Consider the following 12,117-nt stretch of genomic DNA (forward strand, 5'->3'; position numbering starts at 1 on the left):
CCAGTAGAATCAGCCCACGTGACAGCCAAGCCGCGTATCCCGAATGTCCTCGCCGGTCGCTATGCCTCGACGGAGCTGGCCGCCTTGTGGTCGCCCGAGCAGAAGGTGGTGCTGGAGCGCCGGCTGTGGCTGGCGGTGCTGCGCGCCCAGGCCGATCTGGGCGTCGAGGTGCCGGCCGGCGCCATCGAGGACTACGAACGGGTGCTGGAGCAGGTCGACCTGGAGTCGATCGCGCGCCGCGAGCAGGTCACCCGGCACGATGTGAAGGCCCGGATCGAGGAGTTCAACGCGCTCGCCGGGCACGAGCAGGTGCACAAGGGCATGACCTCGCGCGACTTGACCGAGAACGTCGAGCAGTTGCAGATCCGGCTGTCCCTGGAGCACGCCCGGGACCGCACGGTCGCGGTGCTGGCCCGGCTCGGGCAGCTCGCCGCGCAGTACGGCGAGCTGGTGATGGCCGGCCGCTCGCACAACGTCGCGGCGCAGGCGACCACGCTGGGCAAGCGGTTCGCGACCGCCGCCGACGAGCTGCTGGTGGCGTTCGGGCGGGTGGAGGAGCTGCTGTCCCGCTACCCGCTGCGCGGCGTCAAGGGCCCGGTCGGCACCGCCCAGGACATGCTGGACCTGCTCGGCGGGGACAGCGGCAAGCTCGCCGAGCTGGAGCGCCGGGTCGCCGGGCACCTGGGCTTCTCGCAGGTGTTCGGCTCCGTCGGCCAGGTCTACCCGCGCTCGCTGGACTACGAGGCGGTGACCGCGCTGGTGCAGCTGGCGGCGGCGCCCTCGTCGCTGGCGAAGACGATCCGGCTGATGGCCGGGCACGAACTGGTCACCGAGGGGTTCAAGCCCGGCCAGGTCGGCTCCTCGGCGATGCCGCACAAGATGAACACCCGTTCCTGCGAGCGGGTCAACGGCCTGATGGTGGTGCTGCGCGGCTACGCCTCGATGACCGGGGAGCTGGCCGGCGACCAGTGGAACGAGGGCGACGTGTCCTGCTCGGTGGTGCGCCGGGTCGCGCTGCCGGACGCGTTCTTCGCGTTCGACGGGCTGCTGGAGACGTTCTTGACGGTGCTGGACGAGTTCGGGGTGTTCCCGGCCGTGGTGGCGCGCGAACTCGACCGCTACCTGCCGTTCCTGGCCACCACGAAGGTCCTGATGGGCGCGGTGCGGGCCGGGGTGGGCCGCGAGGCCGCCCACGAGACGATCAAGGAGAACGCGGTGGCGTCGGCGCTGGCGATGCGCGAGCAGGGCACCGAGCGCAACGAACTGCTGGACCGGCTCGCCGCCGACCCCCGCATCCCGCTGGACCGGGCGGCGCTGGACGCGCTGATGGCCGACCGGCTGTCGTTCACCGGCGCCGCGGCCGACCAGGTCGCGCAGGTCGCGCGCCGCGTCGAGGAGGTCGTCAAGGCCCACCCGCAGGCGGCCGCCTACCGGCCCGGGGCGATCCTCTGACCCCGGAGGAGGAGGCGCAGGCCCGCACCCGCGAGCTGCCCGACATCGTCGGGCCGGGGCTGCGGGTGCTGTTCTGCGGGATCAACCCCGGGCTGCTGTCGGCGTACCGGGGCGAGCACTTCGCCCGGCCGGGCAACCGGTTCTGGCCGGCGCTGCACGCCTCGGGCTTCACCCCGCGCCGGTACGCGCCCGCCGAGCAGCACGGCGCGCTCGCGCTCGGCTTCGGGCTGACGAACCTGGCCGGGCGGGCGACCGCGCGCGCCGACGAGCTGGCCGCGGCGGAGCTGGTGGCCGGCGGTGCGCGGCTGGCGGCGAAGGTCGCCCGGTACGAGCCGCGGTGGCTGGCGGTGCTGGGGGTGAGCGCCTACCGGGTGGCGTTCGCCGACCGGCACGCCGCCGTCGGCCCGCAGCAGCGCACGCTGGGCGCGACCCGCGTGTGGGTGCTGCCGAGCCCCAGCGGGCTCAACGCGCACTGGCCGCCGGCGGCGCTGGCCGCGGAGTTCGCCCGGCTGCACGCGGCCGCCTTCCCCGGCGCCCCGGGCTCGCCGCCGGGCGGCGTGCACCCGGGCGGCGTCAAGGGCGCGCGCCCACCGGCGGTGTGAGCAGGCGGCGCGCGGCGTCCACGAAGTCCGCGACGAGCGGGCTGCGGTCGTCCGCGCGGGCGGCCACAACGACCTGGCACGGCTCGATGCCGTCCACGGGCACCACCGCGAGGTCGTCGCGTTCGGCGCAGCGCCGGTCGTAGGCGGGCACCAGGGCCACCGAGCGGCCGTCCGCGACGCCTTCGAGCTTGTCCTCGAAGGTCTCGGCGAGCAGCGGGCCGAGCGGGGCCCGGGTGCCGTCGGGGTGGGGGTCGAGCCGCCAGAAGCCGGTCCAGGCCGCGGCCATGCCCGCGCAGGCGACGAGGGGTTCGCCGGCGAAGTCGTCCGGGCCGACCGACTCCTTCCCGGCCAGGCGGTGGTCCGCGGGCACCAGCAGCGCCCGCGGCTCGTCGTAGAGCACGCTGACGCGCAAGCCGTCGTCCGGGATGGGCAGCGGGGTGCGGGCGACGAGCACGTCGACCTTGCGCTCGGGCAGGGCGCGGGTCTCGTCCCAGTCCAGGTGCCGGGTGCGGACGTGGGCCCGCGGGTGGCGGCGGCGCACCTCCCGTACCGCGGCGGTGACGACGAGGTCCTCGACGTATCCGACGGTGACGGTGTGCTGCGGCCCTGCCGCGCGGGCGGCGCGGGTGGCCTGCCCTGCGGCTTGCAGGAGGGCCTGCGCCTGCGGCAGGAAGGCCGCCCCGGCCGCGGTGAGGGCGCTGCCCTGGGTGGTGCGGTCCAGCAGCCGCACTCCGAGGGTTTCTTCCAGCCGCTGGATCTGGCGGCTGAGCGAGGGCTGGGCGATGTGCAGTTCCTGCGCGGCGCGGGCGTAGTGCAGGTGCTCGGCGACGACGGTGAAGTACCGGACCAGCCGCAGGTCGAGGTCCGGGTCGGGGCCGGCCGCCTGCGGGCCGGGCGCCGCTGCGGGCTCGGTGGCATCGGTCATTCCGCCAGCGTACTCGTGATGCGGATCGCGTATGACGTGGTGCGAAACAGGTCTTGGACGCCCCCGTCCGGGCGGAGGTTGACTCGTGTCAGTCCCGCCGAGGCCGCTGCCCGGGGGACGTCGACCAGCAACCCACTCCTGAACCGAGGGTGTCCGCCATGGGCAAGTACACAGGCAAGAACGTCGTGATCACCGGAGGCAGCACGGGCCTGGGCCTGGCCACCGCCCGGCTCTTCGTGGACGGGGGCGCCCGCGTCCTGATCACCGGGCGCGGCCGGGACGCGCTGGACGCGGCCCGCGCGCAGCTCGGCGACCGGGCGGTCGCGGTGCGCGGCGACGCCTCCTGCCTGCCGGACCTGGAGGCGCTGGCCGACCGGGTGAAGGCCGAACTGGGCAGCGTGGACGCCCTGTTCGCCAACGCCGGCATCAACGGCTTCGCGCCCTTCGAGGCGACCGGCGAGGAGCTGTACGACCAGCTGATGACCGTCAACGCCAAGGGGCCGTACTTCACCGTGCAGAAGCTCGCCCCGCTGCTGGCCGAGGGCAGCGGCGTGGTGCTCACCACCTCGGTGGTCAACGTGCTCGGGATGCCGACGCTGAGCGCCTACGCGGCGAGCAAGGCGGCGCTGCGCTCCATGACCCGCAGCCTGGCCCGCGAACTGCTGCCGCGCAAGGTCCGCGTCAATGCGGTCAGCCCCGGTCCGATCGACTCGGGCATCCTGGAGAAGTCGATGCCCGTAGAGGCCGCCGAGCAGACCAGGGCGCAGATGGCCGCGCAGCTGCCGATGCTGCGGGTGGGCACCCCGGACGAGGTGGCCCGGGCGGTCGCCTTCCTCGCCTTCGACGCCACCTTCACCACCGGCGCGGAGTTCCCGGTGGACGGCGGCGGCTCCCAGTTGTGACGGCGGCGGTCACCCGGGCGCCTTGCGCCTGGTAACTTCGCCGGACGGCGGGTCGGCGCCGCGGGGGGCACGGCGGGCGGCGGGGCGGCGGCGGCACTCGCCGCGCGGCGCCGCGGCGGGTACGATCCGCCACACAGGTACAGGCTGGGAGGACACACCTTGGAGCGCCTCACCGGTGGGGACCCGTCGCTGCTCAGGCGGATCAACTCCGCGGTCGTCCTCCACGCCCTGCGCGGCGCGCAGACCCCCACCCTCACCGAGCTGGTGCACAGCACCGGGCTGTCCCGGCCGACGGTCGAGGGCGTCATCGAGGGGCTGACCGAGACCGGCCTGGTGGTCGAGGTCTCCCCCGAGCCGGGTGACACCCGCAAGCAGGGCCGCCCGGCCCGCCGGTTCCGCTTCCACGCCGAGGCGGGCCACCTGCTGGGCATCGAGATCGGCGCGCACCAGGTGCGGGCGGTGCTCTCCGACCTCAGCGGCCAGGTGCTCGACACGCTCGGCCACGACGTGGCGGAGGCGGCCGGCGCCGACGACCGGATCGACCGGGTCCGCGCCACCGTCGCCGACCTGCTGCGCCGGGCGGGCGTGGCGCGCAGCACCCTGTGGGCGGTGGGCGTGGGCAGCCCGGGCATCGTGGAGGCGGGCGGCGAGGTGCGGCTCGGCACCGCGCTGCCGGGCTGGACCGGGCTGCCGCTCGGCGAGCGGCTGCAACGCTCCTTCCGCTGCCCGGTGCTGGTGGAGAACGACGCGAACGTGGCGGCGGTCGCCGAGCACTGGAAGGGTGCGGCGGTCGGCACGGACGACGTGGTGTTCGTGCTCGCCGGGCTGAGCCCGGGTGCCGGTTCGCTGATCGGGGGGCGGCTGCACCGCGGTTTCGGCGGCGCCGCCGGGGAGATCGGCGCGCTGCACCTGCTGGGGCGCGAGGTGACCCCGGAGCACCTGCTGTCGACCACGGGGACCCCGCTGCACCCGCTGGACGAGCCCGCTGTGGAGCGGGTGTTCGCGCTGGCCCGCGAGGGCGACGTGCAGGCGAAGGACGCGGTGGACCGGTTCCTGCGGCGGCTGGTGCACGACGTGGCCGCGCTGGTGCTGGCGATCGACCCGGAGCTGGTGGTGGTCGGCGGCTGGGCGGCCGGCCTGGACGGCGTACTGGAGCCGCTGCGGGCGGAGTTGGCCCGCTACTGCCTGCGGCCGCCGAACGTGGTGCTGTCGGCGCTGGGCCAGGAGGCGATCGCCACGGGGGCGCTGCGGCTGGCGCTGGACCACGTGGAGGAGCAGTTGTTCGCGGTCGAGCAGACGTCGCTGCCGCGGCACTGAGCCCTTCGGCGGGCGGCTGCTCGAAGGGACCCGCCGACAAACGCTGACAGGCGCTCACAGACGCCGACGGCCCGCGCCTGTAGGGATACGGGAGCGGGCCGGCGGTGTCGGTCCGTACGGCAGCGGGCGCCGTGCGCCCGCGCGGTGGGTCAGGACGCCTCGCGGCTGCTGCCGGGCTCCTGGTGCAGCACCTCCAGCGCACCGGAGTCGCCGAAGGTGAGCCGGCAGGTGTCGGCGCGGTAGGTCGCCACGGAGGCGGCCGCGACGCGGCCCTGCGCGTAGTAGCGGGTGGTGAGCACCAGGACGGGCGCGCCGGGCAGCCGGTCGAGCTGCCGGGCGTCCTCCGCGCGGGCCGAGCCCAGCTCGACGGAGCGGTCCTCGCCCTCCAGCTCCATGGCGTGCAGTTCGCGCAGCACCGCGGGGCCATGCTCGGCGGGGGTGAGCATCGCGGACAGGCCCGGCACCGACGCGTTCGGCACGTAGAGCAGTTCGGTGGCGACCGCCTGGCCCTGGATGACGCGCTCGCGGCGCACGGTGTGCACGGCCTCCTCGCGGCCGGTGCCGAGCAGCGCGGCGACCGCGGCGGGGGCGGCGGCCTCGACGCAGCCCACGGTGTGCCAGGCGTCGCGCACGGCGCCGGGCCACACGTTGGCCGACGGGCCGACGGACACGCCGATCCGGGGCGGGGCGACGGTGGTGCCGACACCGCGGCGGCGCTGCAACCGCCCCTCCAGCTCCAGTTGTTCGAGCGCCTGGCGGAGCGTGGCGCGCGCGACGCCGAAGCGCGCGGCGAGGTCCCGCTCGTTCGGCAGGATCTCGCCGACCTCGAACTCCGAGTCCAGGGCGTCGTTCAGCACCGTCTTGAGGTGCCAGTACTTCGGCTCCTGCACCGCTTCGAGCTGCGTGGTCCCCACCCTGTCCTCGCAATCGCCGTCATGTCGCCGTGTCGCTCTGATACCGCCGTGCGCCCGTCCGCTGCCGGACCGGCCGACGTCACTTCTTGTGAAGCCTTGTTTCCGAACCAGTCTTTATTAAAGGTCCTTGCACTACTAGGACGATAGAGGCGCGTCGCGAACTTGGTCAAGACCAATCCTCGAACGGGCGCAGGCCCGGCGGGGGCGGATACATGCGGCGTTCACGCACTGTTGGCGGTGTGCTGCAATGGCGTCGGCAGGCAGTGCGAGGGGACGAGGAGCGGCGCGATGGAGCAGGTCAGCGTGGTCACCGGCGGCAGCCGGGGCATCGGGGCGGCGGTGGTGCTGCGGCTGGCGGCGGCCGGCCACCGGGTCGTGATCGGCTACGAGCGGGCGCGGGACGCGGCTGAGGACGTGGCCCGGCAGGTCCGCGAGGCCGGCGGGACCTGCCTGGCGCACCAGGTCGACACCAGCGACGAGCAGCAGGTCGACGCGCTGTTCACCGCGGCGCGCGACACGCTCGGCCCGGTCACCGGCCTGGTGAACAACGCCGGGATCACCGGCCCGCTCGGCCGCTTCGCGCAGACCCCGGTGGAGGTGATGCGGCGGGTGGTGGACGTCAACGTGATGGGCGCGCTGATCTGCGCCCGCCGGGCGGCGCAGGAGATGTCCACCCGGTACGGCGGCAGCGGCGGCTCGATCGTGAACATCTCCTCGGGCGGGGCGAGCCTGGGCAGCCCGGGCGAGTACGTCCACTACGCGGCGAGCAAGGCGGCGGTCGACACCATGACGCTCGGGCTGTCGAAGGAGTTGGCCGAGGAGGGCGTACGGGTCAACTCCGTGCAGCCCGGCATGATCGTGACCGGTATCCACGCGGCGATGGGCGACCCGGAGCGGCCCTGGCGCAGCGGCGACCGCATCCCGATGCGGCGCCCCGGGCAGCCGGAGGAGGTGGCCGGGGCGGTGGCGTGGCTGATGTCGCCGGACGCGTCGTACACCACGGGCGCGGTGCTGCGGGTGGCCGGCGGGCTGTAGGGGTCCCCGGGGGGCGGTCGTCCGCGCGGCACAGGTGCGGGCCCGCGGCACAAGTGTTGACCTGAGCATGTCCGAAACCCGACGGTGATACGGGGTAACGCCGGGGAAACCCGCGCGGCGCCGCGCGGGGGCACAATCCGTGTGCCCCGCAACCGACTTCGGACAACTCCCAAGGAGCACCATGCCCGGTTCCGTCGCCGACGACGCCGTGAAGCCCGCCCCCGCGCCGCCCCCGGGAGGCGGCGCGCTGCTGGAGCGGTGGTTCCGGATAGCGCAGCGGGGCTCCACGCCCGGCCGGGAGATACGGGGCGGGTTCGCGACCTTCTTCGCGATGGCCTACATCCTGGTGCTCAACCCGATCATCCTGGCCGGCGGCACCCAGCACCCGGTGCTGGACAAGTACGGCCACCACCTCTCCTCGGCCCAGGTGCTGACCGTGACCGCGCTGGTGGCCGCGGTGATGACGGTGATCATGGGCGTCGGCGGCAACCTGCCGCTGGCCATCGCCACCGGGCTCGGCCTGAACGCCGTGGTCGCCTACCAGTTGGCGCCGAAGATGAGCTGGCCGGACGCGATGGGCCTGGTGGTCCTGGAGGGCCTGCTGATCTGCGTGCTGGTGCTCACCGGGCTGCGGCAGGCGATCATGGACGCCATCCCCGACGCGATCAAGAAGGCGATCGCGGTCGGCATCGGCATGTTCATCTGCTTCATCGGCCTGGTCGACGCCGGGTTCGTCACCCGCATCCCGGACGCCGCGGACAACACCACCCCGGTGCAGCTCGGCGGTTCCGGCACCCTGACCGGCTGGCCGGTGCTGGTCTTCTGCGTCGGGGTGCTGCTCACCATCTCGCTGGTGGCCCGGCGGATGCGCGGCGCGATCCTGATCAGCATCGTGGTGATGACCGTGGTGGCGCTCGTGGTCAACAAGGTCGCGGACATCCCGGACGCGGCCTGGGGCCTGAACCCGCCGAAGATGCCGCACAAGGCCGTCGCCACCCCGGACTTCGGACTGGTGGGCCACTTCAGCCTGTTCGGCGGGTTCCGCGACGCGGGCGTGGTGACCTGCCTGCTGTCGGTGTTCACGCTGGTGCTGTCGGACTTCTTCGACGCCATGGGCACCATCATGGGCATCTCCAGCGAGGCGGGGCTGCTCGACGAACGGGGCCGGGTGCCGAACATCGGCCGGGTGCTGTTCATCGACGGAGCGGCCGCCGTCGCGGGCGGGGTCGCCTCGTCCTCCTCCAACACCGCCTACGTGGAGTCCGCGGCGGGCGTCGGCGAGGGCGCCCGTACGGGGCTGGCGAGCGTGGTGACCGGCGCGCTGTTCGCGCTGGCGCTCTTCCTGTCGCCGCTGGCCGGGGTGGTGCCCTCGCAGGCGGCCGCACCCGCGTTGGTCGCGGTGGGCTTCCTGCTGATGGCGCAGGTCCGGTCGATCGACTGGACCTCGTACGACACCGCGATCCCGGCGTTCCTCACCATCGCGGTGATGCCCTTCACCTACAGCATCACCAACGGCATCGGCGCGGGCTTCCTGTCCTACGTGGTGCTCAAGACGGCGCTGGGCAAAGTGCGCGAGGTGCACCCGCTGGTGTGGGGCGTGTCGGTCTTCTTCCTCGCCTACTTCGCGATCGACCCGCTCCAGCAGGCGTTCGGCGTGAAGTGAGCGGTGCGGCGGGCGACCGCCGCTGCGGCGTGCGCCGTCCGCGGTCCCCCGGAGGAGGGGGCCGGCGGACCGCGGACGACCTTCGAAGCTCCGACCGGGACGGGGGCGCCCGGTCGGAGCCGCTGGCCGGGCCGGTGCGCGACCGGCCCGTACCAAGACAACTCCGGCCATCCCGGCGGAGTTCCCGACCCGCGCGCATAAATGCGCGGGATTTTTCCCGGCCGGGGCACCACAAGCGGTGCAGGTCGCGGACCGGCGCCTCTTTGGCGCAACCTGAGCGAGGCTGCGGAACGGTGCGTCGCAGACCACCGCGAATGCCTGAGGGCCCTTGCGCCGGGTCCGGCCCAGGCTGACCCAGAGCCGCAGAAGTTCAAAGCCCCCTCTGGATCGCCCTGGCCGAGGGGGCACCGTCAAGCGCCTCGCCGACGCCGCCACCCCGGAAGACCTCTTCCATGGGCAGTGGCAGGGCCGGCCGTCCAAGCTCGACGCGTTCAAGCCCTACCTCTGGATGACCGCTGGAACCAGAGCCGCACGAACGCCTGGAAGGAATGGGAGGCGATCATGCCGCTCGGCTACCAGGGCAACTACCAGCGGGTTCGCGTCTACGGCCGGAGACCCTCACCGAAAGCGAGCGCCTTCGGATCAAGGCCGTTCTGGTCCACTGCCCCGAACTCGACGCTCTCACCGGCCACGTCCGCTCCTTCGGCCAGGTGCTCACCGAGCACCGGGGCGAACGGCTGCCGCAGTGGCTCGACACCGTCCGGCGAGACGACCTTCCCGGCCCCCACGCCCTCGCCGCAGGCATCGACCGCGACCGCAATGCCGTCATCGCCGGCCTCACCCTGCGCCGGAGCTCCGGCGTCGTCGAAGGCCACGTCAACAGAATCATTCTGTGGAATCAGCGATGTCAAGCCGTGTGCTTGTGCATCACGTCGAGGTAGTGCCGATCGCGGTGCGGAACGTGGTTGTCCCGACCAGGCAGGCTGAAGACAGCGCAGACCTCAGCGGGCTGGGTGAGGATGCTCGACTGCTCGTCGAAGGTGAGGACGGGGTTGACCTCGTGGTGGCAGCCTGCTGTGTCGAGGGCCGCAATCAGTTCCTCCTGGAGCACGGTGGCCTCGAATGACTTGGAATCAGGCAGGACGAGCGGCGGGAGTTTGGCGGTCGCACCAGGCCAGAGGTTGATCCAGATTCCGCTGACGGCGCGCTGCGTCACCACCAGCTGCAGCCCGTTCCAGGAGTAGGGGTAGCCGTCGATATCGGGTCCCTTCATGATGTGGGCAGGGTGCGGGCGCCCCGGGCCGAGAAGGTCCTCAGCCTCGGCCAGGAGCATTCCGCAGTTCAGGGGTCCGATCCGGCCGGTCCGGGCGAAGTCGACGAGCACGTTCATCAAGGTCACGGCAGTGACTGTGACACTCTCCCGGGTCTGTGCGCACTCCGGTATCAGCGCGGTGCGGGGCCTGTCCCGCCCTGTCGGACGTCGACGAGCGGCAGAAGGCGGGCTGTCGCCGGGATGTCCAGTTCGCGTGGTGTCGGGCGGTCGACGTCCTCCCGCTCGCACATCACCGGGTACTCGGCCAGCCTGTGGGCGTATGCGTCGATCGTCCTCGGCACCCGCCCGAGAACAGTCCATATCTGCCGCCACACCGCCGCCTGCTCAGGCCGGCCCAGCACCGGCCACCTCTCCGTCAGCACCATCGTGCCACTCAAGCCATCTCCCAAGTCCGTGGTTGCGCCGAGGAGAAATGATCACCCCGGACAGATTCCACGTAACTTTTAAGGTGCTCAAGCGTCAGATGTTCGGCCGAGCCGGCTTCGCCCTCCTCCGCAAACGTGTCCTGCTCTACTCATGAAGCATGCAGTCAGGGCATACAGGGGCGTCACTGACCCAGCGCCGTGCCGGCGCGCGCTTGAAGTCGCGGCACCGTCAGCGGACAGCCCACTCGTCCCTTGGGACGCAGTCATGCACAGTGTGAGCCCAGCCGTCGAATCGTGCGAAGACCGGTCGTGACAGCAGGATGTCGCCGACTCGTTGCACACGCACCATGATCCCGAGTTCGTCCGACGCGGCATCACCCTCGACAGAGATCATGGGACTCATGCCACGACCCTCCTGATAATCGTGGAACTGGTCCGTCAGCTCGGAAGGTACCCGCCCGACCAACTGCATCCCGTCCATCGAGACGAGTGGTCCGCACAGTGCGTCGATGACTACGCAGGCCAGCCCGCCGGATTCCTCGTGGCTCATGCCGAAGCGGAGCGGGCCCACGTTCTCGAAGGGGGTGTAGTGCCATTGCACTCGATCGGAGTCGTTCACGACAGACCACATAGTCCGGCCATCTCACCACACGCCACTGACGTCAAAGGACGGCGGCACGTCGCTCCCTGCCATGCCAAGATCAGCTGCTGAGGTCGAACACCCCCCAGGTGGTGAACGGCTCGGCCTGGACGTAGATCCTGCTTCCTCGGCCGACAACCCGGCGACGGCCGGGGGCAGAGCCATCGGGCAGGGTGAGCAGGCAGATGTCCGTTGTCTCGACGGATGATTCCATGATCTCTCCGTGCGCGAGTTGGTCCCGCCCGTCGCCGTAGCCGCCGTAGAAGGCGACCCGCTCACCGTGGACTGCCACCGCTTTGGCGCCCCGTACGCGGTTCGCCCACACCCTCACAGGCCCATGGGTGCGGTCGGGTCGTATCTCGACAAGCGGGAAGTCCGTGTACGGGCACGCCCAGGCGGTGGTGCCCGACACATTCAGGGCGTAGCAGTCGAAGAGGCCGGGGATGCGGGCGTCGTCCGATGTCCAACCGAGTCGGCCGGTGGCGCTCCAGCGGCGGATTCCCACCGGGTTCTCGTCGAAGTGCCCGACCCAGATACGGCCGGCCTCGTCCACGAGCAGGTGCTCGATGGCGTCCCCGACGGAGAAGGACGAGGTCTCACGGCCGAGTGCGTCGAAGACCTGGACCTGGTTCGCGTCCTCGTATCGGCGGGCACGAGACGCGGCGACGACGAACCCGCCGTCGGGCAGGCGGTCCAGATGCGGCCAGCGGGCCCGCACGGCGCTCAGCTCGGTGAGTTCGGCGCTGCCGTCCGGATCGACGGAAACGACCAGCGCGTCAAAGGGCAGGCCATCGCCGCCAGGCTGCGGAAAGCGTTCGGCAAGCAGCCAGTGGGCGGCGCCGAAAACGTCGACGGTACTGGTCAAGACGTGGCGGTCGTGGTGCGCATGGGGCAGCTGGGCGTAGGGAACGAGGGCGGTCTTCTGCACGATGGACTCTCCTGGGGGCGATCGGTCACTGCCAACGGGCA

Annotated in this window: 13 protein-coding genes; 6 read left to right on the plus strand and 7 right to left on the minus strand. The window is 72.2% G+C overall.

Annotated elements, in window-relative coordinates; translation table 11 throughout:
• Positions 1-18 precede the first annotated feature (18 nt).
• A complete protein-coding gene (gene purB, locus AC3EVP_RS16570; RefSeq protein ID WP_435130713.1) occupies positions 19-1,452 on the plus strand; it encodes an adenylosuccinate lyase in 1,434 nt (477 codons plus the stop codon).
• Positions 1,449-2,054 carry a G/U mismatch-specific DNA glycosylase gene (gene mug, locus AC3EVP_RS16575; RefSeq protein ID WP_435130759.1) on the plus strand — a complete coding sequence of 202 codons (606 nt, stop codon included), beginning with the start codon at positions 1,449-1,451 and terminating at the stop codon, positions 2,052-2,054. Before purB ends, mug begins: the two co-directional genes overlap by 4 nt.
• Here mug and AC3EVP_RS16580 read toward each other — a convergent pair.
• The gene (locus tag AC3EVP_RS16580; protein WP_435130714.1) at positions 2,026-2,979 is read right to left on the minus strand and encodes a LysR family transcriptional regulator; all 954 of its coding nucleotides are present in this window, start codon (positions 2,977-2,979) and stop codon (positions 2,026-2,028) included. The genes mug and AC3EVP_RS16580 overlap by 29 nt on opposite strands.
• Before the next feature lie 158 nt (positions 2,980-3,137).
• Between AC3EVP_RS16580 and AC3EVP_RS16585 the strand changes: the two genes are divergently transcribed.
• Entirely contained in the window at positions 3,138-3,881 is a 744-nt protein-coding gene (locus tag AC3EVP_RS16585) for an SDR family oxidoreductase (RefSeq protein ID WP_435130715.1), read from the plus strand.
• Between the two features lie 159 nt (positions 3,882-4,040).
• A complete protein-coding gene (locus tag AC3EVP_RS16590; RefSeq protein WP_335972372.1) occupies positions 4,041-5,198 on the plus strand; it encodes an ROK family protein in 1,158 nt (385 codons plus the stop codon).
• A gap of 149 nt (positions 5,199-5,347) precedes the next feature.
• Here the strand turns inward: AC3EVP_RS16590 and AC3EVP_RS16595 are convergent, their stop codons facing one another.
• Positions 5,348-6,112, minus strand: a complete 765-nt coding sequence (locus AC3EVP_RS16595) for a GntR family transcriptional regulator (RefSeq protein ID WP_335972373.1) — start codon at positions 6,110-6,112, stop codon at positions 5,348-5,350.
• A 288-nt stretch (positions 6,113-6,400) separates the two neighbouring features.
• Between AC3EVP_RS16595 and AC3EVP_RS16600 the strand changes: the two genes are divergently transcribed.
• On the plus strand, positions 6,401-7,147 hold the full coding sequence (locus tag AC3EVP_RS16600) for an SDR family oxidoreductase (protein ID WP_435130716.1): 747 nt from the start codon (positions 6,401-6,403) through the stop codon (positions 7,145-7,147).
• Positions 7,148-7,328: 181 nt separating this feature from the next.
• Positions 7,329-8,810, plus strand: coding sequence for an NCS2 family permease (locus AC3EVP_RS16605; protein WP_335972375.1), 1,482 nt, complete (start codon positions 7,329-7,331; stop codon positions 8,808-8,810).
• A gap of 602 nt (positions 8,811-9,412) precedes the next feature.
• Here the strand turns inward: AC3EVP_RS16605 and AC3EVP_RS16610 are convergent.
• The 5 genes from AC3EVP_RS16610 to AC3EVP_RS16630 form a co-directional block, all read right to left on the minus strand.
• A complete protein-coding gene (locus tag AC3EVP_RS16610) occupies positions 9,413-9,685 on the minus strand; it encodes a hypothetical protein (RefSeq protein ID WP_435130717.1) in 273 nt (90 codons plus the stop codon).
• Positions 9,686-9,717: 32 nt separating this feature from the next.
• A complete protein-coding gene (locus AC3EVP_RS16615) occupies positions 9,718-10,209 on the minus strand; it encodes a hypothetical protein (protein ID WP_435130718.1) in 492 nt (163 codons plus the stop codon).
• A 44-nt stretch (positions 10,210-10,253) separates the two neighbouring features.
• Positions 10,254-10,520, minus strand: a complete 267-nt coding sequence (locus tag AC3EVP_RS16620; protein ID WP_435130719.1) for a hypothetical protein — start codon at positions 10,518-10,520, stop codon at positions 10,254-10,256.
• Between the two features lie 217 nt (positions 10,521-10,737).
• Positions 10,738-11,127 (minus strand): hypothetical protein, encoded by a 390-nt coding sequence (locus tag AC3EVP_RS16625; protein ID WP_435130720.1) that lies wholly within the window; start codon positions 11,125-11,127, stop codon positions 10,738-10,740.
• 82 nt (positions 11,128-11,209) lie between these two features.
• Positions 11,210-12,076 (minus strand): hypothetical protein, encoded by an 867-nt coding sequence (locus tag AC3EVP_RS16630; RefSeq protein ID WP_435130721.1) that lies wholly within the window; start codon positions 12,074-12,076, stop codon positions 11,210-11,212.
• Positions 12,077-12,117 lie beyond the last annotated feature (41 nt).

The organism is Actinacidiphila sp. bgisy144, assembly GCF_057708105.1.

Bases quoted from the DNA above. Each gene is read 5' to 3' on its own strand.
- AC3EVP_RS16605 (WP_335972375.1), top strand. From the start codon at position 7,329: ATGCCCGGTTCCGTCGCCGACGACGCCGTGAAGCCCGCCCCCGCGCCG.
- AC3EVP_RS16580 (WP_435130714.1), bottom strand. From the start codon at position 2,979: ATGACCGATGCCACCGAGCCCGCAGCGGCGCCCGGCCCGCAGGCGGCC.
- AC3EVP_RS16585 (WP_435130715.1), top strand. From the start codon at position 3,138: ATGGGCAAGTACACAGGCAAGAACGTCGTGATCACCGGAGGCAGCACG.
- AC3EVP_RS16600 (WP_435130716.1), top strand. From the start codon at position 6,401: ATGGAGCAGGTCAGCGTGGTCACCGGCGGCAGCCGGGGCATCGGGGCG.